Source organism: Bradyrhizobium ingae (assembly GCF_055791185.1).
This window is the reverse complement of record NZ_JBVUBB010000031.1, coordinates 60,169-83,948: the sequence shown is the minus strand read 5'-3', so window position 1 is coordinate 83,948 and position 23,780 is coordinate 60,169. Positions and strand designations below refer to the sequence as shown.

The window sequence follows — 23,780 nt, the reverse complement described above, 5'->3', positions numbered from 1 at the left end:
TGAGCGAGCCCGCGGCTCAATCAAACCGTATCCTTAGCATTCAGCCCGCGGCGACTGCGTGGCGGGGCGGCTCGGAGCCGACCAGCCGCATCAGGGCGATCGTGATGAGAACAACGGCGGCGTAGATCACGAGCTGCATTCCGGTCGGCTGGTCGGTGTAGCCGATCAGCGTGTGCAGGGTGCGGCCCAGGATGCTGTCCTCGGAGAGCAGCCAGCTCGTATCCCATACCACGGTGTCGAGCGCGGTGAGCCAATTGGCGCGTTCGAGGAACGAGACCGCCTGCGCGGCCATGCCGGCCGCGAGCAGCGTGATGAGCACCGTCGTGGTCGTGAACAGCGCGCGCGGCGGAATCCGCAACAGGCCGAAATAGGTGAGGAGGCAGACCGCGCCGCCGAGCACGAGGCCGAGCAGACCGCCCAGCAGAAGGCTCGTCGCCGTGCCGCCATCGGATGCGGCCACGCCGTAGAGAAACAGCGCCACCTCGCTGCCTTCGCGCAGCACCGCGACCCCGACGACCACGGCAAGCGCCAGCAGCGATTTGGAGCCTTCAGCGACGGCCTGGCCGACGGCGCGCAATTCGCCCGCCATCTCCTTGCCGTGCCGCGCCATCCAGACATTGTGCCAGGTCAGCATGACGACGGCGACGGCAAGGATCGCCGCGTTGAACAGCTCCTGTCCCATGCCCTCGAAGAGCTGCGACAGGGCACCCGCGAACGCCGCGACGACGCAGGCGCCCAGAACACCCGCCAACACGCCGCCCACGATCCAGCGATTGCGGTGCGCAACGGCTCGCGTCACCGCGAGCACGATGCCGATGATCAGACCGGCCTCGAAGACTTCGCGGAAGACGATGATGAGCGCAGCGAGCACGAACTGACCCTTATTCGACGACGAGCGTGCCGCGCGCCTTCTCGTTGAACTCGTCGAAGAACTCGTAGCGGCCGGCCTTCTGGGCGCGGACGTTGACGACGGCTTCGCCCTTCGACGGAATGACCTTCTCGACCTTCAGCGTCTTGCTCTCGAACTCCATCGCCTTGGCGGTGTTGTTCTTGACCTTGACGGTGATCGGCTTGCCGGCCGGTGCGCGCAGCTCGGTCGGCTGGAACGCGCCATCATAGGCGATCTGGAGTTCGGTCGCCTGCTCTGCGTTCGCGGCGGAGAGCGGCAGCATCGCAGCAATGCAGAGTGCGGCGAGGGCGAATGACCTTGGCATGAGCGAAGCATACATGGATCGGCGTGTCCTGAGGCTTTGGAATGGTCACAATCGATGCCGAGCGCAGGCTGCGCCGGCTGACGTCCTGCAAACCAAAAATCGGCGCTGGCGGCTAGGCGGCGCCTTCGCAAAAGGACTTACTCTAAAGCAATTCTAAGTTATGACGGCGCACGGAAAGTGCAGTCGTGCCAGGCATCGCAGAGCGTCCGAGGACCCTGTGCGGCGACACGCCGCAGCTTTCTGTGCTAAAGCGCGATGCGATCGAGATGAATCATCATCGCGCTTTAGGTTGTTGTTTGAGCATGATCTTACCGGAAAACCGTTTCACACTTTTCGGCATCATGCTTCAGGGCTGGACCACCGCCGGAGACCATTCATGACCACGCCAACCGAACGCCCCGAAGCCACCGTCGATCCCAAGCTGCTGGAGATCCTGGTGTGCCCGCTGACCAAGGGGCCGCTCGAATTCGACGCTACCAGGCAGGAGCTGATCTCGCGCTCCGCCAAGCTCGCCTATCCCATCCGCGACGGCATCCCGATCATGCTGCCGGAGGAGGCGAGGAAGATTGATTGAAGCGTAAGCCTCAGTGATTTTGATGCGCAATGCTGGCGCACCAAATTCGGTGTCGTCCCGGCGAAGGCCGGGACCCATAACCACAGGGAGTGGTTGTGGCGCAACGCTAGTAACAAAAAGTCTTCGCCAAACATCTTCCTGTGGTTATGGGTCCCGGGCTCGCGCTTCGCGCGCCCCGGGGACGACAGCGGAGAGTTGGGCGCCAGTGAACCTTACAGCGCCTCGCCCTTCAACAATTTCGGCACCTCGCCGGTGAGACCGGCGGCCTGGCGGATGAAGAGATTCTTCAGTGGAGGGGCGCGATCGACGATGCCGAGGCCGATGTCACGCACGGTGCGCAGCAGCGTCGACCTGTTGGAGAACAGGAAGTTCAGCGAATTGGTCGCTACCCCCATTGCCATGGTGTCAAAGCGCCGCCAGCGCTGGTAGCGCTCGAGCACGTCGGCCTGGCCGATATCCATGCCGAGCCGCGCGGCATCGACGACCACTTCGGCGAGGGCTGCGACATCCTTCAGGCCCATGTTGAGGCCCTGGCCCGCGATGGGATGGATGACATGCGCGGCATCGCCGACCAGCGCGAGACGCTCGGCGATGAATGAGCGCGCGACGAAATAGGACAGTGGAAATGCGCGCGGCTTGTCCAGCGCCTTGATCTCACCGAGATGCAGGCCAAAGCGCTGCTCGAGCTCGCTGTGGAAGTCGTCCTCGCTCAAGGCCGTGATGCGTGCGGCCTCGGTGCGGCGCTCCGTCCACACCAGCGAGGAGCGCTTTCCCGTAAGCGGCAGGATCGCGAAGGGACCGGCGGGCAGGAAATGCTCCTCGGCGCGGCCCTCATGGTCGCGCTCGTGGCCGACCGTGACGACGATGCCGGATTGATCGTATTCCCAGCCATGGGTGGCGATGCCGGCGCGCTCGCGCAGCTTCGACTTGGCGCCGTCCGCCGCAATCAAGAGGCTCGCGGCGACCACGCTGCCGTCGCCGAGCGTCACGTCGATGCCGCCGGGGCGCGCGTCATAGGACGCAACCGGGGTGGCGCGAAGATCGATGCCTTCGGCTTCGGCCCGCTTGACCAGCACGTCGATGAGCTGGCGGTTCTCGATCATGTGAGCAAAGGGCTCGCCGGGCTCGACGTCGCCGGCGAAGGTCAGGAACACCGGACGCGTGACGTCCTCGAGCTTGGAATCGGTCACGACCATGTCGAGGATCGGCTGCGCGCCGCCCTTGACGTCGTCCCAGGCGTCGATCGCCTCGAACAGCCGGCGGCAGGCCGCGACGATGGCGGTGGCGCGTGGGTCGCGGCTCGGCCGTGTGGCCAGCGCCGGATCGGCGACGATCACGGGAATGTCTGGACCGAGGCCCTGGCGCAATGCGAGCGCGAGCGCGAGGCCCGCAAATGCGCCGCCGCCAATGACAATGCTACCCTGTACCGACATACCCTGAATCCCGGCTAACTCTTGGCCTTGCTAGCAGACTTGAGCTGGGCGAAACAGTGCGGTGAAACAAGGGCCGCCTCTCACTGTCATTCCGGGGCGATGCGAAGCATCGAGCCCGGGATCCAGAGATTGTCGGCTCGAGATTCCGGGTTCGCGCTGACGCGCGCCCCGGAATGACGAAATCCTTTGAAAGCGTCACCATGTCCAAAAGCCTGATCGACCTCATCTCCATCCTCGATATCGAGCCGCTCGAGGTGAATTTGTTCCGCGGCAACAGCCCGAAGACGAGCTGGCAGCGGGTGTTCGGCGGGCAGGTGATCGGCCAGGCGATGGTCGCGGCCTGCCGCACCGTGGAGGGCCGGCTGCCGCATTCGCTGCATTGCTATTTCATCCTGCCGGGCGACCCGCAGGTGCCGATCATCTACCAGGTGGAACGCCTGCGCGACGGCAAGAGCTATTCGACCCGGCGCGTCACCGCGATCCAGCATGGCAATGCCATCTTCTCGATCATGGTGTCGTTCCATGCCGAGGAGGAGGGTGCTTTCGACCACCAGGACAAGATGCCGGACGTGCCGCCGCCGGAAAAGCTCACGGCAGAGGAGGTGGCGAAGCAGCCTATGTTTCGCGAGATGCCGGACTTCATCCGCCGCTATTATGAATCCGACCGTCCGATCGAGCTGCGGCCGGTCGAGATCGGTCGCTATTTCGGCCAGAAGATCGAGGACGGCCGCATTCACGTCTGGATCAGGACCGCAGCGAAGCTGCCGGACGATCCGGCTCTGCACATGTGCGCGCTCGCCTATGCCTCGGACTTCTCGCTGCTCGATGCGGTGATGGCGCGCTACGGCCGCACGCTGTTCGACAAGCGCATGATGCCGGCGAGCCTCGATCATGCGATGTGGTTTCACCGCCCGTTCCGCGCCGACGAATGGCTGCTCTATTCGCAGGACTCGCCGAGTGCGCAGTCGGGCCGCGGCCTGACCCGCGGCCTGATCTTCAAGCCCGATGGCACGCTGGTGGCCTCCGTCGCGCAGGAAGGCTCCGTGCGCGAGCGGAGGGCCTGAGAGGGCTACGCGCCCTTCGGCAGGAGCTCGGTCTGCGAGGCCATCCAGCCCATCATCCAGCGATACACCCAGGGAATCGGGATGATCAGGCTGGCGAGGATCGCAGCCACGACCGCGCGCCAGAGGAACTCGAGTCCGGAGCCCTTGAAGACGATGTCGCGCCGCGTGCCCTCGATGTTACGGCATATCCAGCGGATCTGGGCCACGGCGACCCATGCCCAGCCGATGATGGTGATGATGGAGATCGCGAACAACAGGTTCCAGCCGATATAGGTCCAGACCGGGCCCGTGAAACTGAGGCCGAGCGGCTGCCCGTTGGAGGCGAGGTTCGCGACCATCCATTTGAGCAGCAGCCAGGCCAGCACGACCTCGAGGATGGAGACCAGCATGTTGAGAAACTGGACGCCGGTGAACCTGACTGCGATCATCAGAACGACGAAGCCGAAAAACCAGGGCACGAGCGTCATCGCGTTGCCGGTGAAGCTGAGATTCGGCCGCCCCGGAACCTTCACGCAGGTCACGATCCATTGCGTGTACCAGACGAACACCCAGGGCGCCGGGATGACCAGGATCGTGCCGATCAGCATCACGATGGTCCGCCACGTGAACTCCAGGATGCCGAAATCGATCGAGAGCGCAGAGCCACCGCCGCTGTAACCGCCGCCATAGCTCCCGGCGGAGCCCATCGAGGGCGGACCACCTGCCGGAACGATCGGCGGCGCGCGGCCGCCAGCCATCAAACCCGGGATTTCGGTAGCCTTCTGCCAGCCCGCCATGCCCTCGGTCCACACCAGCGTGTCGGCGCGGACCACGCCCTGGGCAATGAGATCGCGGAATTGCCCCTCCGGATAGGGCCCCTGCTGCTTCCCGTCGGATGCGTAGAACCAATTCGCCATGACGCGCCCCCCTCCCTCAAACATACTTTTGTACCGGCCGGGACGGTTGGGTTCACCGCTTCCATGCCAAAAATGCATTGTGGGGGACGACCGACTGCTCTGTACAGAGGCGGCGGTCTTGGTGGCTTCGCCTTTTTCCCTCTTCAACCTGCAACATTTTTATGCCATTTGCCCAGAAAGATGCCAGATTGACGCAGCGCCACCTGCGTATGGTGTGGCGAAGCCCCGGGGATACAGGCCTGACCATGAAACTCGTCGTCGCGATCATCAAACCCTTCAAGCTCGATGAGGTCCGCCAGGCGCTGACGGCGATCGGCGTGCACGGCATGACCGTCACCGAGGTGAAGGGCTACGGCCGCCAGAAGGGCCATACCGAAATCTATCGCGGCGCCGAATATGTCGTGAACTTCCTGCCGAAGCTCAGGATCGAAATCGCGGTGCCCTCCGACATCGCCGAGAAGGCCGTCAACGTCATCACCTCGACGGCGCGCACCGGGCAGATCGGCGACGGCAAGATCTTCGTCACGCCGATCGACCACGCGCTGCGCATCCGCACCGGCGAGACCGACAGCGACGCGCTCTGAATTCTGATCCTCGAACGCGCCGGGCAATGACGCCATCGCGCGCGTTCGCTTTCCATGCTGAGGGAAACGACATGGCGGCTACTTTGCGCCGCGCAGCCGCTATGGCTGCGCCGATCGGACTGCTGTCCGCGATTGCACCGGTGACGCCGGCGCACGCCGCGACGAGCGAGATCAACACCGCCGACACCGCCTGGATGATCGTCGCCACCGCGCTGGTGCTGATGATGACGATCCCTGGGCTTGCGCTGTTCTACTCCGGCATGGTGCGGAAGAAGAACGTGCTGGCGACCATGGCGCAGAGTCTGGCCGCGGTGACGCTGATCTCGATCCTCTGGGTCGCGTTCGGCTATTCGCTGGCTTTCGTCGGCGACGGTCCGTGGCTCGGCACGCTCGATCGCTGGTTTCTTGTCGGCATGACCATGGACAGCGTGCATCCGGCGGCGAAGACGATCCCGGAAGCTCTGTTCATGCTTTACCAGATGACCTTCGCGATCATCACGGTCGCACTGGTCGCAGGCTCGGTCGCCGACCGCATGCGCTTCTCGGCCTATCTGCTGTTTTCGATCGGCTGGTTCATGTTCGTCTACATTCCATTGGCGCACTGGATCTGGGGCGGCGGTTTTCTCGCCAATATGGGCGTGCTGGATTTTGCCGGCGGCCTCGTCGTGCATCTCTCCGCGGGCACCGGCGGGCTGGTGGCGGCGAAGGTGATGGGAAACCGCCATGGCTATGGCAGCGAGAACCTTTCGCCGTTCGATCTGTCGCTCGCGGTGGTGGGCACCGGACTGCTGTGGGTCGGCTGGTTCGGCTTTAACGGCGGCTCCGCCTACGCGGCCAATTCACACGCGGTGATGGCGATCATCGCCACGCATCTTGCAGCCTGCTCCGGCGCCGTGACCTGGGGCGCGCTCGAATGGTCGACGCGGCGCAAGCCCTCGGTGCTCGGCATGATCTCGGGCGCCGTGGCAGGCCTCGGTACCATCACGCCGGCGTCGGGCTTCGTGGCGCCATGGCACGGCATCGTCATCGGCGTCATCGCCGGTCTCGTCTGCTACTGGGCCTGCACCTGGCTGAAGCACCGCTTCAAATATGACGATTCACTCGACGTGTTCGGGGTGCATGGCATCGGCGGATTGACCGGAACCCTGCTCGCCGGCGTGTTTGCGACGAGTGCGATCGGCGGAACGGCCGGCCTGCTCGAGAACCATCCGGAGCAGGTGCTGATCCAGCTCTACGGCGTCTCGGTGACCTTCGTCTGGTCGGCGGGCGCGAGCTTCGTCCTGCTCAAGCTCGTGGCCCTTTTCGTGCCGCTGCGCGTCTCGCGCGAGCACGAATTGGAAGGCCTCGACATTTCCCAGCACGGCGAGGCGTTGCAGTAGGACAATCCATTCCCTGCGGGTCGCTCGCAGCATCGGACAGGCTCCGCCCGCTTCGGGCTTGCGCAACACATAAGCATATGCTTATGTGTTGCCATGATCGAAGCCGACATCTTCAAGGCGCTGGCTGACCCGACGCGCCGAAAGGTCTTTGAAAAGCTCGCTGGCGGAAGCCTGAACGCCAGCGCTTTGCGCGACGGATTGGAGATCAGCCAACCGGCGATGTCGCAGCACCTCGCGGTTCTGCGGGCAGCAGGTCTCGTGCGCGAACAGCGGCAGGGCCGATTTGTGAACTACGAGGTCGACCCGGACGGCATCGCCACCATCGGGACATGGCTTGCGCGCTATCGCGCCTACTGGCCGAAGCGCATGGAAGCGCTCGCCGATCTCTTGAAGGACATGGATCAATAAGGACTTGGATCAATAAGGACTTGGATCAATAAGGACTTGGACCAATAAGGACATGGATCTATGAGCGACGCAGCGAAGTCTGATCAGTCCGACGCAGCCCTGGTGCTCGAATATGACTTCGACGCGCCGCCGGCAAAGGTCTGGCGCGCCGTGACCATTCCGGCGCTGCGCGAACGCTGGCTGCCGGATTGCGATCTCGCCGGCGCCGAGCCCGAATCATCGATCGCGGGCGAAGAGGTGCGCTACCGGCTTCGTGACTCCGAACCGCCGTTTCGCGAAAGCCATGTCATCTTCCGGATCGAGCCGAACGAGGACGGCGGCACCCGCTTTCGCATCATCCAGCGAGCCTGCGACGAGCGCATAACGCTGCCGAAGCCGGCCAACACCAATTGCTGCCTGATGCGCGCGGCCTGACGGAAAACAGACTTCATCACCTGCAGACATGGAGGTCGCCGATGCGCGACATGCTTCAGCTCGTCCCTATGGTCGTCGAACAGTCGAGCCGCGGCGAGCGATCCTTCGACATCTACTCCCGCCTCTTGCGCGAGCGCATCATCTTCCTCAACGGCGAGGTCAATGATGCCATGTCCGGGTTGGTCTGCGCGCAGCTCTTGTTCCTGGAGGCCGAGAACCCGAACAAGCCGATCAATCTCTACATCAACTCCTATGGCGGCGTGATCACCAGCGGACTTGCGATGTACGACACCATGCAGTTCATCAAGGCGCCGGTCCATACGCTCTGCATGGGCACCGCGCGCTCCATGGGGTCGTTCCTGCTGATGGCCGGCGAGCCCGGTCATCGCGCCGCCCTGCCCAATGCGAGCCTCCACGTCCATCAGCCCCTCGGCGGCTTCCAGGGACAGGCGTCCGACATCCTGATCCACGCCACCGAAATGCAGGAGACCAAGCGGCGCATCATTCGGCTCTATGCGCGACATTGCGGGCGGGGCGAGGAGGAGGTGGAACGGACGCTGGACCGCGACCACTTCATGACCGCGCAGCAGGCCGTCGAATGGGGATTGATCGACAGGGTGTTTGCGGAGCGCGCCGCCGCCTGATGGCCCCCGCGGCGCTTCCGTAGGCGCCGGTCTGTATCATGGCACCTTTCGCTGCCCGACGCGTGAGCAACATTGTGTCGGCAGCCTGTCCTGCATTCGTTTTGAGCAGGCATGGCTATGTTTTGAGCGCGACGTATTAGCGCAGTGCAGCGTGACACCCGCAAAGCGGGAAAAGCCTCGCATTCATAATCCGTTAGGCAACGACGCCGATCTGGCACGGCATTTGATTCTGTAGGGCCCGGCTGTGCCCGCGGTGTGAAGCTTCTCCTCGTGGTGAACCAGTCGAGAACGCCCGGCCACGTCCGGACCGGGCCCAAGCGGGGATAGGACCCATGAAAATTGTTATGGCGATTATTAAGCCATTCAAGCTGGAAGAAGTCCGGGACGCCCTGACCGCCATCGGCGTTCACGGTCTCACGGTGACGGAAGTCAAGGGATATGGCCGGCAGAAGGGCCATACGGAAATCTATCGCGGCGCCGAATACGCCGTGAGCTTCCTGCCCAAGATCAAGATCGAGGTCGCCGTCGCCTCCGAGCAGGTCGACAAGACCATCGACGCCATCACGTCGGCTGCCAAAACCGGGCAGATCGGCGACGGCAAGATCTTCGTCATCAGCCTCGACCACGCGGTTCGCATCCGCACCGGCGAGGCCGACGCCGCGGCACTTTGATTTCGCGCTCAACCTTATCGAATCAGGAGAAAATGAAATGACGTTTAAGCGTCCCTACGGCGCGGGACTGGCCGCCCTCGCAGTCGGCATGTTCGCTGCGACCGCAGCCTACGCCGAGCCAACGGTCAACAAGGGGGATAACGCCTGGATGCTGACATCGACAGTGCTCGTGCTGTTGATGACGATCCCGGGTCTTGCGCTGTTCTATGGCGGCCTCGTCCGCTCCAAGAACATGCTCTCGGTTCTCGCCCAGGTCTTCTACACGGTCTGCGTCGTCACCGTGCTCTGGGCCCTCTACGGCTACAGCCTCGCCTTCACCGGCGGTTCCGACTTCATCGGCGGCTTCTCCAAGGCCTTCATGATGGGCATCACGACGGATTCGAAGGTCGCGACCTTCAGCGTCGATGCCAACATCTCGGAGCTGGTCTATGTCTGCTTCCAGATGACCTTCGCGGCGATCACGCCCGCCCTCATCGTCGGCGCCTTTGCCGAGCGCATGAAGTTCTCGGCGATCGCGCTGTTCATCCCGCTCTGGGTCACGCTGATCTACTTCCCGATCGCGCACATGGTCTGGTACTGGCCGGGTCCGGACGCGATCCAGGACGCTGCCAAGGCTCTGGCTGCGGCGGGTGATGCGGCGGCGAAGACGGCGGCCCAGGCCAAGCTCGACGAGATCAACGCCGATGCCGGCTGGATCTTCAAGAAGGGCGCGATCGACTTCGCGGGCGGCACCGTGGTGCACATCAACGCCGGCATCGCCGGTCTCGTTGGTGCCCTCCTGATCGGCAAGCGCACCGGCTACGGCAAGGAGCTGATGGCCCCGCACTCGCTGACCATGACCATGATCGGCGCCTCGCTGCTCTGGGTGGGCTGGTTCGGCTTCAACGCCGGCTCCAACCTGGAAGCCAACGGCGGCGCTGCGCTCGCCATGACCAACTCCTTCGTCGCCACCGCGGCCGCCGCGCTGTCGTGGATGTTCGCGGAGTGGATCGTGAAGGGTCATCCTTCCGTGCTCGGCGCGCTCTCGGGCGCCGTCGCGGGCCTCGTGGCGGTTACGCCTGCGGCCGGCTTCTCCGGTCCGATGGGTGCGATCGTGCTCGGACTCGTCGTCGGCATCGTCTGCCTGTTCTTCTGCACCGTTGTGAAGAACGCGCTCGGCTACGATGACTCCCTCGATGTGTTCGGCGTGCATTGCGTCGGCGGCATCGTCGGCGCGCTCGGCACCGGCATCCTCGTCAACCCGGCGCTGGGTGGTGCGGGCATCATCGACTACACCGCGATCCCGCCGAAGGTTGCCGATTACGACCTGGTGGCACAGATGATCTCCCAGACCTGGGGCGTCGGCACCACGCTGGTGTGGTCGGGCATCGGCTCGGCGATCCTCTACAAGGTCGTCGACGTGATCGTCGGCCTGCGCGCCAATGTCGAGACCGAGCGTGAAGGCCTCGACATCACCGAGCACACCGAGCGCGCCTACAACATGTAACGCTCTCCTCCCGGATGCGATCTCTTCGGGGATCGCATCCAGAACTACGGTTTGGGCACATACCCGGCAATGCCCCGACCGTTGAGGGGCTCCAGCGCAAGTTGGAGCCCCTTTCTTTTTGATCCTTTTTTGACGGCCCGTGAAAAAGAAAGGGCAAGAAAAGGTATTGCCAAGCAGCAATGCCGGCGCAGAAATAGCGGCCTCAACGAACAACAAAAGGGAGGTCGTCATGCGGCTCGAAGGTGGATGCTATTGCGGCGAGGTGCGTTACGTTGCCGAGGGCGATCCGATGATGCAGGCGCAATGCCATTGCCGCGAATGCCAGTACATCTCGGGCGGCGAGCCCAACACGTTCATCGCCATGCCGGCAGGCGGCTTCACCTACATCACCGGCCAGCCCAAGCAATTCACCCGCAAGGACCTCGAACGTGCGGTGACGCGGGAATTCTGCGCCGAGTGCGGCACCCATCTGGTGACGAAAGTGCCGGGCCTGCCGGCCGCGATCGTGAAGGTCGGCACGCTGGACGATCCTTCACAGTTCCATCCGCAATTGGCGATCTACACCTGCGACAAGCAGGAATTCCACCAGATCCCCGCGGGCATCCCGACCTTTGAGAAGCTGCCACCGCGCTAAAGTGGAACGGCTTTAGTTTGAATCGATGTGGGGCCGCGGGCTCGTTCAACCTCTCCCGCTTGCGGGGGAGGTCGGCGCGAAGCGCCGGGTGGGGGCTCTCCCCACTCAGGGAGTCTCGATTGTGGAAACACCCTCTCCCGCAAGCGGGAGAGGGTGCACACCTTCTTCGTGGCAATGATCACGCCGCGACGAGCGCGCGCTCGTCGGCTTCGACCACGCGATCCCGGCCGCGGCGCTTGGCGGCATAGAGCGCGCGGTCGGCGATCCGGATCAGCTCGGCGAGCTCGGCATCGGCACAGGACACCGTGAAACCGAGGCTGATGGTGACGCATTCGAGGTTTTCACCGATCGGGATTTCGCGGCTCGCGCAGGTCGTGCGCAGCGCCTCGGCATGGCGCTCGGCCTGCTCGCGGGTGACGCCGACCATGAGGCCGGCAAATTCCTCGCCGCCATAGCGCGCGACCAGCACGCCCTCTGTCCGCGCAAGCTGCCGCAGCACGTCGGCGACCTCGACCAGCACCTTGTCGCCGGCGTCATGGCCGAAGCGGTCGTTGATCGATTTGAAATGATCGATGTCGCACAAGAACACCGTGACCGGCACGCTGCGCTTGCGCGCCGAGGTCAGCGCGAGCGCAGCCGCGTCATCGAAGCCGCGGCGGTTGAACAGGCCGGTGAGCTGGTCGGTCTGGGAGATGCGCGCAAGCTCCCTGCGAGTCAGCGTCAGTTCCTGCATCACAAGCGCCGAGCGATAGCTGAGCGCGCCGGACAGCGACGCCGAGATCGCGGTGGCGATACAGAGGCTGAAGCCGATGATGTAGCCGACGCTCACCGTGGCGCTGAAATCCGTGCCGAGGTGCAGCAGCAGCGTCGCTGCGGTCATCACGATGGTCAGGCCGGCGGCGATCGCCGCGCGTCTTGCCGTGTGACGAAGAACATCGCCATGTGTCGCAATCTGAATGGTCACGCGCCGCCCCCGCTTGTCGCCAACAGCCATAACACCGGCGGGACGAGCGAAGCGCCGCCGCGAAGACCATCTTGGGGCAGGGGGTTAATGATGCGCGACGAGCTTGCCTAAAATGCCGGGAAACGGAACCGTCGATGCCGCGCATCTCCTTGTCAGCGGCGGCAATTATTCGGCCCTGGACGGGGGGACCGACCGATGGTTAATCGCGTCTTAACCTCGCCCTATCTATGGTGGACTGAAACGCTTCCGGCCGGTGCGACCTGCAACCGGCAGTTCCAAGAGTGCTGGCGCCCCAACGTATGGCTACGACCGCTTCATCCCGTGCGCCGCAGGGCAGTGGAAGCTCTGATACCGAACGCTCGCCGTTTGTCCGGCTGAACGAGCTGCTGGCTCCGCACCAGCCGGGCAAGTCCTTGATTACGCTTGCGGTTGGCGAACCGCAGCATCCGGTACCCGACTTCGTCGGACCGGTGCTGGCAAAGCACATTGCCGATTTCGGCCGCTATCCACTGAACAATGGCATCGAGCCGTTCCGGAAAGCCGCTGCAAGCTGGCTTGGCAATCGCTTCAACCTGCCGCGCCCGATCGATCCCGAGAAGGAGGTCCTCGTTCTCAACGGCAGCCGCGAAGGGCTGTTCTTCGCGGCGATCACGGCCGCGCGCTATGTCGGCCCACGCCCCGGCAAGCCGGCGATCCTGATGCCGAATCCGTTCTACCCGGTCTACGGCGCCGGCGCGCGCGCAGCGGCTTGCGAGCTGGTCTATCTGCCGACGACGGTCGAGAACGGTTTCCTGCCCGATCTCGAGGCGATCGACGAGGCGACGCTGGCGCGCACCGTGGCCTTCTACATTGCTTCCCCCGCCAATCCGCAGGGCTCGGTCGCCTCGCGCGCATACTTCACCCGCCTGAAGAGTCTCGCCGACCACTATGGCTTCGTCATCCTGAGCGACGAGTGCTACTCGGAGATCTATACGCGTGAAGCGCCGGGCAGCGCGCTCGAATATGCCGGCCCCGACTTCACCCGCGTGGTCGCCTTCCAGTCGCTCTCCAAGCGCTCGAACCTGCCGGGCCTGCGCGTCGGCTTCGCCGCCGGCGACCGCAAATTCCTGAGCCTGTTTCTCGAACTGCGCAGCGTAGCCGCGCCGCAGGTGCCGGTGCCGCTCCAGCATGTCGCCACCGTCGCCTATGGCGACGAGGCGCATGTCGAGGAGAACCGCAGGCTCTATCGCATCAAGTTCGATCTCGCCGACCAGATCCTCGGCAATCGCTATGGCTATCGCCGGCCCGAGGGCGGCTTCTGCGTCTGGCTCGACACCTCGCCGCTCGGCGACGACGAAACGGTGGCCCTGAAACTCTACAAGGAAGCCGGCGTGCGCGTCGTGCCGGGCAGCTACCTGGCGCGGCTCCAGCCGGACGGGTTCAATCCGGGCGCAGGCTTCATTCGCCTCGCGCTGGTGCAGAACGGCGAGATCACCGCCGAAGCGCTGCACCGGCTGGTCACGACGTTGGGTTAGGCGGATGAGCATGTCGGCAATCGAACGTGTCATCCCACTGGTCGGACACCTGCCGCCGTCGATCCGTGACGCGCTGACGCGCCGCGTGCGCGAGCTGACCGGTCTCGGCCTGATCGCGCTGGCAGGCGTCGCCGCGACCGCGCTGATGACCTGGTCGGTGCAGGACCCGAGCCTGAGCCACGCCACCTCGCGGCCGATCCGCAACATCCTCGGCTATGCCGGCGCGATCGGCGCCGACCTTGCGATGCAGATTCTCGGTCTCGGCGCGATCATGCTGATCCTCACCGTCGCGGTGTGGGGCTGGCGCATGATGACCCACCGCCCGTTCGATCGCGAGGCGCTGCGGCTCGGCTGCTGGATTCTGTGCACGGTGATCGCGGCGGGTTTTGCGAGCTGCTGGCCGCATGGCGGCGCATGGCCGCTGCCGACCGGGCTCGGCGGCGTCGTCGGCGACGCGCTGGTGCGCGCACCGGCCGTGATCTTCGGACCGGCGGGCGCCATCTATCGCCTGGTGTTCGGGACGATCCTGTTCGTCGCGATGGCCGTGACGTTCCTGATCGCCTGCGGCCTCGGGGCGCGCGAGCGTGACGACGACGAGCTGACGCCGATCGAGGACGACGACACCCCGTTCGAGGAAGAAGAGGATCGCGGCTCGGTATCACTCGGCTGGCTGTTCCATGCGCTGATGAGCACGAAGGCGCGGATCGTCTGGCTGTGTGGTGCTGCCTATCGCTCGCTTGTCTCGAGCGGATCGAAGCCGCGCACCGCGGCCTTCGATCGCCAGGAGCCCAGTCTCGGTGGCCGCGCAGCGCCCTCAATTTCTCCGCACGCCGAGGACGAGGATTACGAGGAGCAGGAGGAGAACGAGGAAGAGGAAGAGGAAGACGAAGAGGAGGAGGCTCCGGCCGCCCGCGCGCCGCGCAAGAAGGCTGCACCGAAGGCCGCTGCCAAGAAATCCTCCGACAAGTTCGACCTTCCGTCCGTCTCCATGCTGGCCGCGCCAAAGGCCGGCGACCGGCAGCCGCTCAGCAAGGCCGAGCTGGAAACCAATTCGCGTTCGCTCGAAGGTGTGCTCGGAGACTTTGGCGTGCGCGGCGAGATCGTCAAAGCCAATCCGGGTCCGGTCGTCACGCTATACGAGCTCGAGCCGGCGCCCGGCATCAAGTCGTCGCGCGTGATCGGCCTTGCCGACGACATCGCGCGTTCCATGAGCGCGCTGTCGGCGCGCGTCGCCGTGGTGCCCGGTCGCAACGCCATCGGCATCGAGCTGCCGAACGCGCATCGCGAAAAGGTTTATCTGCGCGAACTGCTGGTGGCGAAGGAGGCGACCGAGACGGTGGCAAAACTGCCGCTCTGCCTCGGCAAGACCATCGGCGGCGATCCCGTCATCATCGACCTGGCACGCACGCCGCACATGCTGATCGCCGGCACCACCGGCTCGGGCAAATCGGTCGCCATCAACACCATGATCCTCAGCCTGGTCTACAGGCTGCGGCCCGATCAGTGCCGGCTGATCATGGTCGATCCGAAGATGCTCGAACTCTCCGTCTATGACGGCATCCCGCACCTGCTCACCCCCGTCGTGACCGATCCGAAGAAGGCGGTGGTCGCGCTGAAATGGGCCGTGCGCGAGATGGAAGAGCGCTACAAGAACATGGCCAAGCTCGGCGTGCGCAACATCGACGGCTACAATGCGCGCCTGCTCGAAGCCAAGGGCAAGGGCGAGGAGCTGACGCGCACGGTGCACACCGGCTTCGACAAGGAGACCGGCAAGGCGATCTACGAGGAAGAGAAGCTCGCGCTCGATCCGCTGCCCTACATCGTCATCATCGTCGACGAAATGGCCGACCTGATGATGGTCGCCGGCAAGGACATCGAAGGCGCGGTGCAACGCCTTGCGCAGATGGCCCGCGCCGCGGGCCTGCACGTGATCCTCGCGACGCAGCGTCCGTCGGTCGACGTCATCACCGGCACGATCAAGGCGAACTTCCCGACCCGCATCGCCTTCCAGGTCACCTCCAAGATCGACAGCCGCACGATCCTGGGCGAGATGGGCGCCGAGCAACTGCTCGGCCAGGGCGACATGCTCTACATGGCCGGCGGCGGCCGCATCAGCCGCGTGCACGGCCCGTTCGCCTCCGACGAGGAAGTCGAGAAGGTGGTGCGTCACCTCAAGACGCAGGGACAGCCGGAATATCTCGAAGCGGTCACTGCGGAAGAGCCCGCCGAGGACGAAGACGGCGCGGTCTTCGACGCCACTGGCATGGGTGCGGAGGGCGGCGGCGACCTGTTCTCGCAGGCGGTTGCGATCGTCAAACGCGACCGCAAGGCCTCCACCAGCTACATCCAGCGCCGGCTCCAGATCGGCTACAACCGCGCCGCTTCGCTGATGGAGCGCATGGAACTGGAAGGTATTGTCGGACCGGCCAATCATGCCGGCAAACGCGAGATTCTGGTCGAGGAAGAGGACAGCCACATGTGAGGCGCCGCGCTCAAGCGGTCCTCACAATGAGTTTTTCACGCAAAAACGATATCCGCTTTTGACCAAAACCACGGTAAAAGGGCGCCAAGCCACACAGGACGACGCGTTGACCGGACATCCAGATACTCGATTTGCCGCTTCCTTTGCCGCGCGCAGCGCGCGGCTGGCGGGCATGCTCGTCATCACCGCCTCGATGGCTGCCGCCAGCGCGACGTCGTTCGCGCAGACCGTGCCCGTTCCGAAACCCGCGCCGAAGGGCCGCGACGGCGGACAGATGAGCGGCGGCCCCGGCACGACAGGCGCCACCCAGACGCCGCCCAATCCGATCATTCCGGATCCGCGCCGCAACGTTCCGAGCAGCATCTTCCAGACCTTTGACGACAAGCAGAAGGCACAGGCCGCCAGGGTCAGCGCCTATCTGTCCTCGCTGCAGACGCTGGTCGGCAATTTCGTGCAGGTCGGACCCGACGGCAGCAAGACGCAAGGCGACTTCTACATCCAGAAGCCCGGCAAGATGCGCGTCGAATACGATCCGCCCAATCCGATCGACATCGTCGCCGACGGATCCTCGCTCGTGGTGCGCGACCGCAAGCTCGCGACGCAAGACGTCTATCCGCTGTCGCAGACGCCGCTGCGCTTCCTGCTCTCGGATCGCATCGACCTGATGAAGGACACCAACGTCGTCAGCGTCTCCGCGGACGATCTCTTCATCAGCGTCACCATCGAGGAGAAACAGGCGCTGATCGGCACCAGCCGCCTGCTGCTGATGGTCGGCGCCAAGGACGGCCAGTTGAAGCAATGGACGGTGACCGACCCGCAGGGTTACGACACCACCTTCGCGGTCTATAATCTCGACAGCACCAAGAAGCTCGATCCCAACATGTTCAAGATCGACTTCACCAACTACAACGTTCCGTCGCCGGGTTGAGCCGCTGTGTCGTAGGGTGGGCAACGAAGCGTGCCCACCATTTTTACGAGATTGAGAGAAGATGGTGGGCACGGCGCTATGCGCCTTTGCCCACCCTGCGAGAGCTTGCTATGACGCATCCCTCATGCGTCTCTCCCTGACAACCTGGAACATCAATTCGGTGCGCCTGCGCATCGATCTCGTCGCCAAATTCCTCAAGAGCGCGCGGCCCGACGTGCTGTGCCTCCAGGAGACCAAGTGCATCGACGATGCATTTCCACTGAAGCGCTTCAAGCGGCTCGGCTATGAGCACGTCGCACTGAACGGGCAGAAGGGCTATCACGGCGTCGCCATCGTTTCGAAGATTCCGTTCGAGAATACCGACATCCGCACCTTCTGCGACAAGGTGGATTCCCGGCACATTTCCGTGTCCTTCGGGGAGAAAGCGCAGATCGCAAAGCCGCTGGTGCTGCACAATTTCTACGTTCCCGCAGGCGGCGACATTCCCGATCCCGCGCTGAACGAGAAGTTCGACCACAAGCTTCGCTTCCTCGACGAGATGAAGGCCTGCGAGCCGCTGCATCCGCGCGGGGAGGATCGCCACATCCTGGTCGGCGATCTCAACGTCGCGCCGCATGAGAACGACGTCTGGTCGCACAAGCAGCTTCTGAAGGTGGTCTCGCACACGCCGATCGAAACCGAGAAGCTGCTGGCGGCGCTCTCCGCAGGCGAATGGGTCGACGTCGCGCGCGAGCGCATTCCGATGTCGGAGAAGGTCTATACGTGGTGGAGCTACCGCGCCGCCGACTGGACCGTCGGCGATCGTGGCCGCAGGCTCGACCACATCTGGGTCTCGCGCGCGCTCAGGGACGCCGTGCAGGATTTCAAGATCTTGCGCGATGCGCGGAGCTGGGAGCGGCCGTCGGACCACGTGCCGGTGACGGTGACGCTGGAGGTGTGAGCTTCTTCGTCGCCCTGGCGAAAGCCAGGGCCCAATACCCCTAGCTTTCGCCAGGACGACCGGGTCAGTTATTCAGCTTCGAACCCGCCACCAGAATATCGCTCGCGATCTGGCTCGACCGGATCGCGAATTCGTCGCGCAGGCGGAGGGCGGCGGCCGGATCGCTCTCCAGCACGCGCTGAAACAGGCTGCGGGCGACGCGGATGACGGAGGAGTGCTCCAGCGCGGTTGCGCTCGAGGGACGCTTCATCGGCACCACCAGCGCAAGTTCGCCGATCAGGGTACCGGGGCCGGCGATCATCTCGGCACCGGCGCCGTCCTCGACCCGAAAGGCGCCGCGCTGAACCACGAAGCCGGCGTCCGCGTCGTCGCCCTGCTTGAAGAGGACGTCGCCGCGCACGAAATTGCGCTGCTCGGAGCCAATCGCCAGCATGCGCAGCGAGGCGTCTCCCAACAGGCGCAGTGTCGGGACACGCTCGAGCAGCGCTACGTCATCGTCGATTGACATTCAGGTCCGTGGCTCAAAGGCCCGCGATCTAAAACGATTCGCGGGACCTTCGGAACGTATCACGGCACCAGCTTGTAGCCACCGGCTTCCGTGACCAGGATTTCCGGGTTGGCGGCGTCCTTCTCGATCTTCTGGCGGAGACGATAGATGTGGGTCTCCAGCGTGTGGGTAGTGACGCCGGAATTATAACCCCAGACCTCCTGGAGCAGCGTCTCGCGCGAAACCGGCATCTGGCCGGCCCGGTAGAGGAAGCGCAGGATGGCGGTTTCCTTTTCGGTCAGCCGCACCTTGCGGGCGTTGGCGGCGGTCAGCATTTTCGAGCCCGGGCGGAAGCTGTAGGGCCCGACCGAGAACACCGCGTCTTCACTCGCTTCGTGCTGACGCAGCTGGGCGCGGATGCGCGCCAGCAGCACGGCGAAGCGGAAAGGCTTTGCCACATAGTCGTTGGCACCGGATTCCAGGCCCAGAATCGTGTCGGAGTCCGTGTCGTGCCCGGTCAGCATGATGATCGGGGCCTTGAAGCCGCCCTTGCGCAAGCTGCGCACCACCTCGCGGCCATCGGTGTCGGGCAGGCCGACATCCATCAGCACGAGATCGGGGGAATTGGCCTTTGCGGCGCTCGCGCCCTTCGCGCCGGTATCGACGGCGGAGGCCTCGAACTCTTCGTGCAGCGATAATTGCTCCACCAACGTATCGCGCAGATCGGAATCGTCATCCACGATCAGGATCTTGCGGGCATTGGCCATTGGGTCATCCTTTTGGAGTCGAACTCCGACGCGCGCATGCCGCGTGAGAGCTGCGATTGGTAAGTTAGAGGTCGCCGTTATTATTGTTGTTCGTGTTGAAGTAGTGGGCTGTTACCGATTCTCAAGCCAGAACTACTCTAACGCAGAATAGCAGGGCTTTTCGATGAATGTCCTGTAATGAAGTCGACACCGCGTCTTCACATGAAAAATCAAGCTATCTCAACTGCTTACACCAAGAACAGACCGCTTTCCACGATCAGGGTGAGGGCGTCCGCCGGTAATCCGCGGCGGGGCTGGCTGACCGCCGGACCGCTGACGATTCCGGTCGCGCTCGGCCGTGGCGGCATCCGCGCCAACAAGCGCGAGGGCGACGGCGGCACGCCGAGGGGCAGCTTTCGGCCGCGGCAGCTCTGGTGGCGCGGCGACCGCCACTGCCGGCCGCAGACCTTTCTGCCGGTCCGCGCCATCCGGCCTGAGGATGCCTGGAGCGAAGACCCCGGCGACCGCCATTACAACCGGCCGATCCGGCGCGCGGCGGGGCAGGGCGGCGACCGGCTGACGCGCGCCGACCGGCTCTATGACTTCATCATCGAGATCGACCACAATACGCGGCCACGCATCGCCGGACGCGGCAGCGCAGTATTCCTGCATCTGGCACGCGACAATTTCGGGCCGACCGCGGGTTGCGTCTCGATGACGCAAGCGGCGATGCTGCGATTGTTGCGACGTCTCGGTCCAAGGACCAGAATCATCATCGGGTGAGGGACCATGCTCGACGAGAACCAGATCCGGGCTGCCTCACGCGTGCTCGCGGATCACTGGCGCACCGGCACCAAGCTTGCGGCGCTCGAACATGCCGTGCGTCCCCAGACGCGCGCTGAGGGCTATGCCATCCAGGCCGCGCTCGAAGCCGCGTCGAACGGCAAGCTGTTCGGCTGGAAGATCGCGGCGACCAGCGAGGCCGGGCAGAAGCACATCAACGTCGAGGGGCCGATGGCCGGGCGCATCCTGAGCGACACCGTCATCGCCGACGGCGGCACCGCCTCGATGAGGGGCAACGCGATGCGCGTCGGCGAGCCGGAATTCGCCTTTCGCATGGCGCGCGATCTGCCGCCGCGATCCCAAAGCTATAGCGTCGACGAGGTGCTTGCAGCGGTCGACACGCTGTATCCCGCGATCGAGATTCCCGATTCGCGCTTTGCCGATTTCGCCGGTGCCGGCGAGGCGCAGCTCATCGCCGACAATGCCTGCGCGCATCTGTTCGTACTGGGCGCGCCGACCACGGTGGATTGGCGCGCGCGAGATCTCGTGGAGGAGCGGCCGGAGATCACGCTGCGCGGCCAGCGCTATGTCGGCCAGGGCAGGAACGTGCTCGGCGACCCCCGTGTCGCGCTCGCCTGGCTTGCGAACGAGCTGCGCGTGCTCGGGATCACGCTCGGGGCAGGGCAGGTGGTGACCACAGGCACCTGCCATCCGCCGCTGCCGATCGAGGCCGGCGATCATCTTGCGGCGGATTTTGGCGTGCTGGGGAAGGTGTCGGTAAGATTCGCGTAGGCGGCCGCACTCTCCGCCGTCATTGCGAGGAGCGAAGCGACGAAGCAATCCAGATTATCGCCGCGGAAGATTCTGGATTGCTTCGCTGCGCTCGCAATGACGAAATTGAGAGCTGCGGGTGAGGCACGGCTTTCGACGACGGTCCCTACCGATGCCCGAAGATCGCCGAGCCCACGCGGATATGCGTGGCACCTAGCATGATGGCGGTAGCGAAATCGGCGCTCATGCCCATCGAGAGATTTTTCAATCCGTTGCGCGCGGCGATCTTGGCGGTGAGCGCAAAATGCGCGGCCGGCGGCTCGTTCGCGGGTGGGATGCACATCAGGCCGGAAATGTTGAGCCCATAGCTGTCGCGGCAGGTTGCGATGAACGCATCGGCCTCGCCAGGAGCGACGCCGGCCTTCTGCGGCTCCTCGCCGGTGTTGATCTGGACGAAGAGCTGCGGGTGCCTGTTCTGGGATTCGATTTCCTTGGCTAACGCCTGGCAAATGCTCGGACGGTCGACCGAATGAATGGCGTCGAACAGCGCGACCGCCTCTTTCGCCTTGTTCGACTGCAACGGCCCGATCAGATGCAGCGCGATATCCGAATAACTCGAAATTAACGCCGGCCACTTCGCCTTGGCTTCCTGCACGCGATTCTCGCCGAATACGCGCTGTCCCGCGGCGATAACCGGCGTGATTGCATCGGCGGCAAACGTCTTCGACACCGCGATCAGCGTCACCGCGGCGCGATCGCGCTGCGCGTCCTTGCAGGCACGCGCGATCTCCTGCTCCACAGCAGCGAGTGCATTTGGTGAATGCCCGGTTAGCGGCGAGGTGTTGGCTTCTGTCATGACGTGGCTCGAGACCCGTGTCTCTACGGAGGTAGTTCCAATTTTACCGAGTTCAAGCAAGGCTTCTTGAACCCTTCGGAATATGTTGCGTGCGGGGTGGGTAGCACAAATGGCCAGCATCAGTCTCAACCGCAAACGCGTGAAACTCAAGCAGGTTCTGGGAATCCGGGCCCGGCTTGCATTGCTCGCGGTGATTCTGGTGGTGCCCTTGATGCTGGAGCGCATCCGCTCGCTCGAGGATGCGCGCGTCAAGCAGATCGCGCAGGCAACGACCGAATTCACCACCATCGCGAGGCACAGCGCGGACGCACAGCGCGAGGTGATCTCATCGGTCGAGACCATCTTGAAATCGGAAGCCTTCATCCGCGCTTCCGCCGGCGGCGTCAGCAAGAGCTGCGACGTGCTGCGCGCGAGCCTGCCGGCCAACCTGCCCTGGATTCGTACGCTGCTGATCGCCGGCCAGGACGGCCGCATCCAGTGCTCGACCAACAACATGTATGTCGGCCTCGACCTGAGTGACCGGCCCTATTTCCAGCAGGCGCAGGAGACCGGCCGCTTCGTGCTGTCCGATTTCCTGCTGTCAAAGCCGCTGCAGACGCCGACCGTGATGGCGGTCTATCCGGTCTCCGCGCTCTCGGGCGTCCCTGACGCCGTCGTGCTCGCGACGGTGAACCTCGACTGGATGTCGAAGATCATGAACAATCTGGGCGGCCGTTCCGGCATTTCGGCCGTTCTGGTCGACAGCACCGGCACGGTGCTGGCCGCCCCCGCCGACCAGTCCAGTGCGGTCGGACGCCCGCTCGACAATCTGCCGCTGATGTCGGCGATCGCCGACATGGCGCTGCGCTCGAACCAGGACGAGGGTTCGCTGTCCTTCATGGCCGTCGACGGCTCACGCCGCGCGGTCAGCTACATCCGCATCGCCGGCACCAATGCGCGGCTGATCGCCAGCATCGACGAGGACAAGGTCTCCGCCGCCGTCAGCCGCGACATCCGCACTGCTTATCTCCAACTCGCGTTCGTCGTCGTGTTCGTCCTGCTCGGCGCGCTAATCGCGGCCGAGAAGCTCGTGATCAAGCCGATCGAGATGCTCGCCGACATGGCCAAGCGCTTTGGCGAGGGCGACTTGTTGGCGCGTGCCGCGCGCAACCGCCTGCCCGCCGAGTTCGTGCCGCTCGCCCGCGCCTTCAATGCGATGGCGGCGCAGCTCGGCCAGCGCGAACGCGAGCTGATCGCAAGCAACGACCGACTTACGGTCATGGCCTCGATCGACATGCTGTCGGGCCTTGCCAACCGCCGCGGCTTCCAGAGCCGCCTCGATTTCGAATGGATGCGCGCGCAGCAGTACGACAGCAACCTCGCGCTGCTGATGATCGACGTCGACCATTTCAAGCTCTTCAACGACACCTATGGCCATCTCGAGGGCGATTCCTGCCTGACCAGGCTCGGTGAGACGCTGTCGGGGATTGCGGCCGACACCATGGGCTTCGCGGCGCGCTATGGCGGCGAGGAATTCTGCCTGTTGCTGCCGAACGCCGACCTCGCGCGCGCCGTCGAGATCGGCGAGACCGTGCGTGCCGCGGTGCTGCGGCTGTGCCTGCCGCACATCACCTCGAGCCACATGATCGTCACGGTCTCGATCGGCGTCGCCGCGGCGCGGCCCAACGAAGCCTTGCGCCCGGGCGATCTGATCGAAGCGGCCGATGCCGCGCTCTACGCCGCCAAACATCGCGGCCGCAACACCGTCGTCGAGCACGGTTTGGTGCAGGAGAGCGAAAGCGCGACCGAGATGGCGATGGCCGGCTGAAACGGCCCCCGCTCAGGCCGTTTTGAAGGCCTTAGACGTTGACCCCACAGCGGTTTTTGTGGCCTAGTCCGCCGTCCTACGACGGCCGAACCCTAGAAAAC

26 protein-coding genes are annotated in these 23,780 nt (G+C 64.4%); 18 read left to right on the top strand and 8 right to left on the bottom strand.

Annotated elements, in window-relative coordinates:
* Positions 1-40 precede the first annotated feature (40 nt).
* Both ACV1FX_RS31820 and ACV1FX_RS31815 read right to left on the bottom strand, forming a co-directional pair.
* On the bottom strand, positions 41-871 hold the full coding sequence (locus tag ACV1FX_RS31820; protein WP_473121489.1) for an FTR1 family iron permease: 831 nt from the start codon (positions 869-871) through the stop codon (positions 41-43).
* Positions 872-881: 10 nt separating this feature from the next.
* Positions 882-1,214: a cupredoxin domain-containing protein gene (locus ACV1FX_RS31815; RefSeq protein ID WP_473121488.1), complete on the bottom strand. Its 333-nt coding sequence runs from the start codon at positions 1,212-1,214 to the stop codon at positions 882-884.
* A 185-nt stretch (positions 1,215-1,399) separates the two neighbouring features.
* On the opposite strand from ACV1FX_RS31815, the gene ACV1FX_RS31810 reads away from it, so the two are divergent.
* Together ACV1FX_RS31810 and ACV1FX_RS31805 are read left to right on the top strand one after the other, a co-directional pair.
* Entirely contained in the window at positions 1,400-1,594 is a 195-nt protein-coding gene (locus ACV1FX_RS31810) for a hypothetical protein (RefSeq protein WP_473121487.1), read from the top strand.
* Complete coding sequence (locus tag ACV1FX_RS31805; RefSeq protein ID WP_283038963.1) at positions 1,591-1,788, top strand: Trm112 family protein; 198 nt, start codon at positions 1,591-1,593, stop codon at positions 1,786-1,788. Before ACV1FX_RS31810 ends, ACV1FX_RS31805 begins: the two co-directional genes overlap by 4 nt.
* A 212-nt stretch (positions 1,789-2,000) precedes the next feature.
* Here the strand turns inward: ACV1FX_RS31805 and ACV1FX_RS31800 are convergent, their stop codons facing one another.
* A complete protein-coding gene (locus tag ACV1FX_RS31800) occupies positions 2,001-3,221 on the bottom strand; it encodes a ubiquinone biosynthesis hydroxylase (protein ID WP_473121486.1) in 1,221 nt (406 codons plus the stop codon).
* 200 nt (positions 3,222-3,421) lie between these two features.
* Here ACV1FX_RS31800 and tesB point away from each other — a divergent pair, with 200 nt between their 5' ends.
* Positions 3,422-4,285: an acyl-CoA thioesterase II gene (gene tesB / locus ACV1FX_RS31795; protein WP_473121485.1), complete on the top strand. Its 864-nt coding sequence runs from the start codon at positions 3,422-3,424 to the stop codon at positions 4,283-4,285.
* Between the two features lie 5 nt (positions 4,286-4,290).
* Here tesB and ACV1FX_RS31790 read toward each other — a convergent pair whose 3' ends face one another.
* On the bottom strand, positions 4,291-5,181 hold the full coding sequence (locus ACV1FX_RS31790; RefSeq protein WP_473121484.1) for a DUF4339 domain-containing protein: 891 nt from the start codon (positions 5,179-5,181) through the stop codon (positions 4,291-4,293).
* A 245-nt stretch (positions 5,182-5,426) separates the two neighbouring features.
* On the opposite strand from ACV1FX_RS31790, the gene ACV1FX_RS31785 reads away from it, so the two are divergent.
* The 8 genes from ACV1FX_RS31785 (at position 5,427) to ACV1FX_RS31750 (ending at position 11,401) form a co-directional block, all read left to right on the top strand.
* Positions 5,427-5,765, top strand: a complete 339-nt coding sequence (locus ACV1FX_RS31785) for a P-II family nitrogen regulator (RefSeq protein ID WP_254101593.1) — start codon at positions 5,427-5,429, stop codon at positions 5,763-5,765.
* Between the two features lie 71 nt (positions 5,766-5,836).
* Positions 5,837-7,144, top strand: coding sequence for an ammonium transporter (locus ACV1FX_RS31780; RefSeq protein WP_473121483.1), 1,308 nt, complete (start codon positions 5,837-5,839; stop codon positions 7,142-7,144).
* Positions 7,145-7,237: 93 nt separating this feature from the next.
* Positions 7,238-7,552, top strand: a complete 315-nt coding sequence (locus ACV1FX_RS31775) for an ArsR/SmtB family transcription factor (protein ID WP_211383744.1) — start codon at positions 7,238-7,240, stop codon at positions 7,550-7,552.
* Positions 7,553-7,612: 60 nt separating this feature from the next.
* A complete protein-coding gene (locus tag ACV1FX_RS31770) occupies positions 7,613-7,966 on the top strand; it encodes an SRPBCC family protein (protein WP_473121482.1) in 354 nt (117 codons plus the stop codon).
* A gap of 41 nt (positions 7,967-8,007) precedes the next feature.
* Positions 8,008-8,610 carry an ATP-dependent Clp protease proteolytic subunit gene (locus ACV1FX_RS31765; protein WP_473121481.1) on the top strand — a complete coding sequence of 201 codons (603 nt, stop codon included), beginning with the start codon at positions 8,008-8,010 and terminating at the stop codon, positions 8,608-8,610.
* A gap of 332 nt (positions 8,611-8,942) precedes the next feature.
* Positions 8,943-9,281, top strand: a complete 339-nt coding sequence (locus ACV1FX_RS31760) for a P-II family nitrogen regulator (protein ID WP_280709846.1) — start codon at positions 8,943-8,945, stop codon at positions 9,279-9,281.
* 37 nt (positions 9,282-9,318) lie between these two features.
* On the top strand, positions 9,319-10,767 hold the full coding sequence (locus ACV1FX_RS31755; RefSeq protein ID WP_473121480.1) for an ammonium transporter: 1,449 nt from the start codon (positions 9,319-9,321) through the stop codon (positions 10,765-10,767).
* Positions 10,768-10,996: 229 nt separating this feature from the next.
* The gene (locus ACV1FX_RS31750) at positions 10,997-11,401 is read left to right on the top strand and encodes a GFA family protein (protein WP_473121479.1); all 405 of its coding nucleotides are present in this window, start codon (positions 10,997-10,999) and stop codon (positions 11,399-11,401) included.
* 178 nt (positions 11,402-11,579) lie between these two features.
* Here ACV1FX_RS31750 and ACV1FX_RS31745 read toward each other — a convergent pair whose 3' ends face one another.
* A complete protein-coding gene (locus ACV1FX_RS31745) occupies positions 11,580-12,365 on the bottom strand; it encodes a GGDEF domain-containing protein (protein WP_473121478.1) in 786 nt (261 codons plus the stop codon).
* A gap of 299 nt (positions 12,366-12,664) precedes the next feature.
* On the opposite strand from ACV1FX_RS31745, the gene ACV1FX_RS31740 reads away from it, so the two are divergent.
* From ACV1FX_RS31740 to ACV1FX_RS31725, 4 genes are all read left to right on the top strand, one after another.
* A complete protein-coding gene (locus tag ACV1FX_RS31740) occupies positions 12,665-13,879 on the top strand; it encodes an aminotransferase class I/II-fold pyridoxal phosphate-dependent enzyme (protein WP_473121477.1) in 1,215 nt (404 codons plus the stop codon).
* 4 nt (positions 13,880-13,883) lie between these two features.
* Positions 13,884-16,361, top strand: a complete 2,478-nt coding sequence (locus ACV1FX_RS31735) for a DNA translocase FtsK (RefSeq protein ID WP_473121476.1) — start codon at positions 13,884-13,886, stop codon at positions 16,359-16,361.
* 163 nt (positions 16,362-16,524) lie between these two features.
* Positions 16,525-17,289 carry an outer membrane lipoprotein carrier protein LolA gene (locus ACV1FX_RS31730; protein WP_473121512.1) on the top strand — a complete coding sequence of 255 codons (765 nt, stop codon included), beginning with the start codon at positions 16,525-16,527 and terminating at the stop codon, positions 17,287-17,289.
* Between the two features lie 124 nt (positions 17,290-17,413).
* On the top strand, positions 17,414-18,229 hold the full coding sequence (locus tag ACV1FX_RS31725) for an exodeoxyribonuclease III (RefSeq protein WP_473121475.1): 816 nt from the start codon (positions 17,414-17,416) through the stop codon (positions 18,227-18,229).
* A gap of 64 nt (positions 18,230-18,293) precedes the next feature.
* Here the strand turns inward: ACV1FX_RS31725 and ACV1FX_RS31720 are convergent, their stop codons facing one another.
* Positions 18,294-18,737 (bottom strand): cyclic nucleotide-binding domain-containing protein, encoded by a 444-nt coding sequence (locus ACV1FX_RS31720; RefSeq protein ID WP_473121474.1) that lies wholly within the window; start codon positions 18,735-18,737, stop codon positions 18,294-18,296.
* 59 nt (positions 18,738-18,796) lie between these two features.
* Complete coding sequence (locus ACV1FX_RS31715; protein WP_027525091.1) at positions 18,797-19,483, bottom strand: response regulator transcription factor; 687 nt, start codon at positions 19,481-19,483, stop codon at positions 18,797-18,799.
* A gap of 201 nt (positions 19,484-19,684) precedes the next feature.
* Here ACV1FX_RS31715 and ACV1FX_RS31710 point away from each other — a divergent pair, with 201 nt between their 5' ends.
* Both ACV1FX_RS31710 and ACV1FX_RS31705 read left to right on the top strand, forming a co-directional pair.
* Positions 19,685-20,245 carry a L,D-transpeptidase family protein gene (locus ACV1FX_RS31710; protein WP_473121473.1) on the top strand — a complete coding sequence of 187 codons (561 nt, stop codon included), beginning with the start codon at positions 19,685-19,687 and terminating at the stop codon, positions 20,243-20,245.
* 6 nt (positions 20,246-20,251) lie between these two features.
* The gene (locus ACV1FX_RS31705; protein ID WP_473121472.1) at positions 20,252-21,037 is read left to right on the top strand and encodes a 2-keto-4-pentenoate hydratase; all 786 of its coding nucleotides are present in this window, start codon (positions 20,252-20,254) and stop codon (positions 21,035-21,037) included.
* A 145-nt stretch (positions 21,038-21,182) separates the two neighbouring features.
* Here the strand turns inward: ACV1FX_RS31705 and ACV1FX_RS31700 are convergent, their stop codons facing one another.
* Positions 21,183-21,872: a YggS family pyridoxal phosphate-dependent enzyme gene (locus tag ACV1FX_RS31700; RefSeq protein ID WP_473121471.1), complete on the bottom strand. Its 690-nt coding sequence runs from the start codon at positions 21,870-21,872 to the stop codon at positions 21,183-21,185.
* Between the two features lie 109 nt (positions 21,873-21,981).
* Between ACV1FX_RS31700 and ACV1FX_RS31695 the strand changes: the two genes are divergently transcribed.
* Positions 21,982-23,679: a diguanylate cyclase domain-containing protein gene (locus ACV1FX_RS31695; protein WP_473121470.1), complete on the top strand. Its 1,698-nt coding sequence runs from the start codon at positions 21,982-21,984 to the stop codon at positions 23,677-23,679.
* Positions 23,680-23,780 lie beyond the last annotated feature (101 nt).

Bases quoted from the DNA above. Each gene is read 5' to 3' on its own strand.
- ACV1FX_RS31815 (WP_473121488.1), bottom strand. From the start codon at position 1,214: ATGCCAAGGTCATTCGCCCTCGCCGCACTCTGCATTGCTGCGATGCTG.
- ACV1FX_RS31805 (WP_283038963.1), top strand. From the start codon at position 1,591: ATGACCACGCCAACCGAACGCCCCGAAGCCACCGTCGATCCCAAGCTG.
- ACV1FX_RS31800 (WP_473121486.1), bottom strand. From the start codon at position 3,221: ATGTCGGTACAGGGTAGCATTGTCATTGGCGGCGGCGCATTTGCGGGC.
- tesB (WP_473121485.1), top strand. From the start codon at position 3,422: ATGTCCAAAAGCCTGATCGACCTCATCTCCATCCTCGATATCGAGCCG.
- ACV1FX_RS31790 (WP_473121484.1), bottom strand. From the start codon at position 5,181: ATGGCGAATTGGTTCTACGCATCCGACGGGAAGCAGCAGGGGCCCTAT.
- ACV1FX_RS31785 (WP_254101593.1), top strand. From the start codon at position 5,427: ATGAAACTCGTCGTCGCGATCATCAAACCCTTCAAGCTCGATGAGGTC.
- ACV1FX_RS31780 (WP_473121483.1), top strand. From the start codon at position 5,837: ATGGCGGCTACTTTGCGCCGCGCAGCCGCTATGGCTGCGCCGATCGGA.
- ACV1FX_RS31775 (WP_211383744.1), top strand. From the start codon at position 7,238: ATGATCGAAGCCGACATCTTCAAGGCGCTGGCTGACCCGACGCGCCGA.
- ACV1FX_RS31770 (WP_473121482.1), top strand. From the start codon at position 7,613: ATGAGCGACGCAGCGAAGTCTGATCAGTCCGACGCAGCCCTGGTGCTC.
- ACV1FX_RS31765 (WP_473121481.1), top strand. From the start codon at position 8,008: ATGCGCGACATGCTTCAGCTCGTCCCTATGGTCGTCGAACAGTCGAGC.
- ACV1FX_RS31760 (WP_280709846.1), top strand. From the start codon at position 8,943: ATGAAAATTGTTATGGCGATTATTAAGCCATTCAAGCTGGAAGAAGTC.
- ACV1FX_RS31755 (WP_473121480.1), top strand. From the start codon at position 9,319: ATGACGTTTAAGCGTCCCTACGGCGCGGGACTGGCCGCCCTCGCAGTC.
- ACV1FX_RS31750 (WP_473121479.1), top strand. From the start codon at position 10,997: ATGCGGCTCGAAGGTGGATGCTATTGCGGCGAGGTGCGTTACGTTGCC.
- ACV1FX_RS31740 (WP_473121477.1), top strand. From the start codon at position 12,665: ATGGCTACGACCGCTTCATCCCGTGCGCCGCAGGGCAGTGGAAGCTCT.
- ACV1FX_RS31735 (WP_473121476.1), top strand. From the start codon at position 13,884: ATGAGCATGTCGGCAATCGAACGTGTCATCCCACTGGTCGGACACCTG.
- ACV1FX_RS31725 (WP_473121475.1), top strand. From the start codon at position 17,414: ATGCGTCTCTCCCTGACAACCTGGAACATCAATTCGGTGCGCCTGCGC.
- ACV1FX_RS31720 (WP_473121474.1), bottom strand. From the start codon at position 18,737: ATGTCAATCGACGATGACGTAGCGCTGCTCGAGCGTGTCCCGACACTG.
- ACV1FX_RS31715 (WP_027525091.1), bottom strand. From the start codon at position 19,483: ATGGCCAATGCCCGCAAGATCCTGATCGTGGATGACGATTCCGATCTG.
- ACV1FX_RS31710 (WP_473121473.1), top strand. From the start codon at position 19,685: ATGAAAAATCAAGCTATCTCAACTGCTTACACCAAGAACAGACCGCTT.
- ACV1FX_RS31705 (WP_473121472.1), top strand. From the start codon at position 20,252: ATGCTCGACGAGAACCAGATCCGGGCTGCCTCACGCGTGCTCGCGGAT.
- ACV1FX_RS31700 (WP_473121471.1), bottom strand. From the start codon at position 21,872: ATGACAGAAGCCAACACCTCGCCGCTAACCGGGCATTCACCAAATGCA.
- ACV1FX_RS31695 (WP_473121470.1), top strand. From the start codon at position 21,982: ATGGCCAGCATCAGTCTCAACCGCAAACGCGTGAAACTCAAGCAGGTT.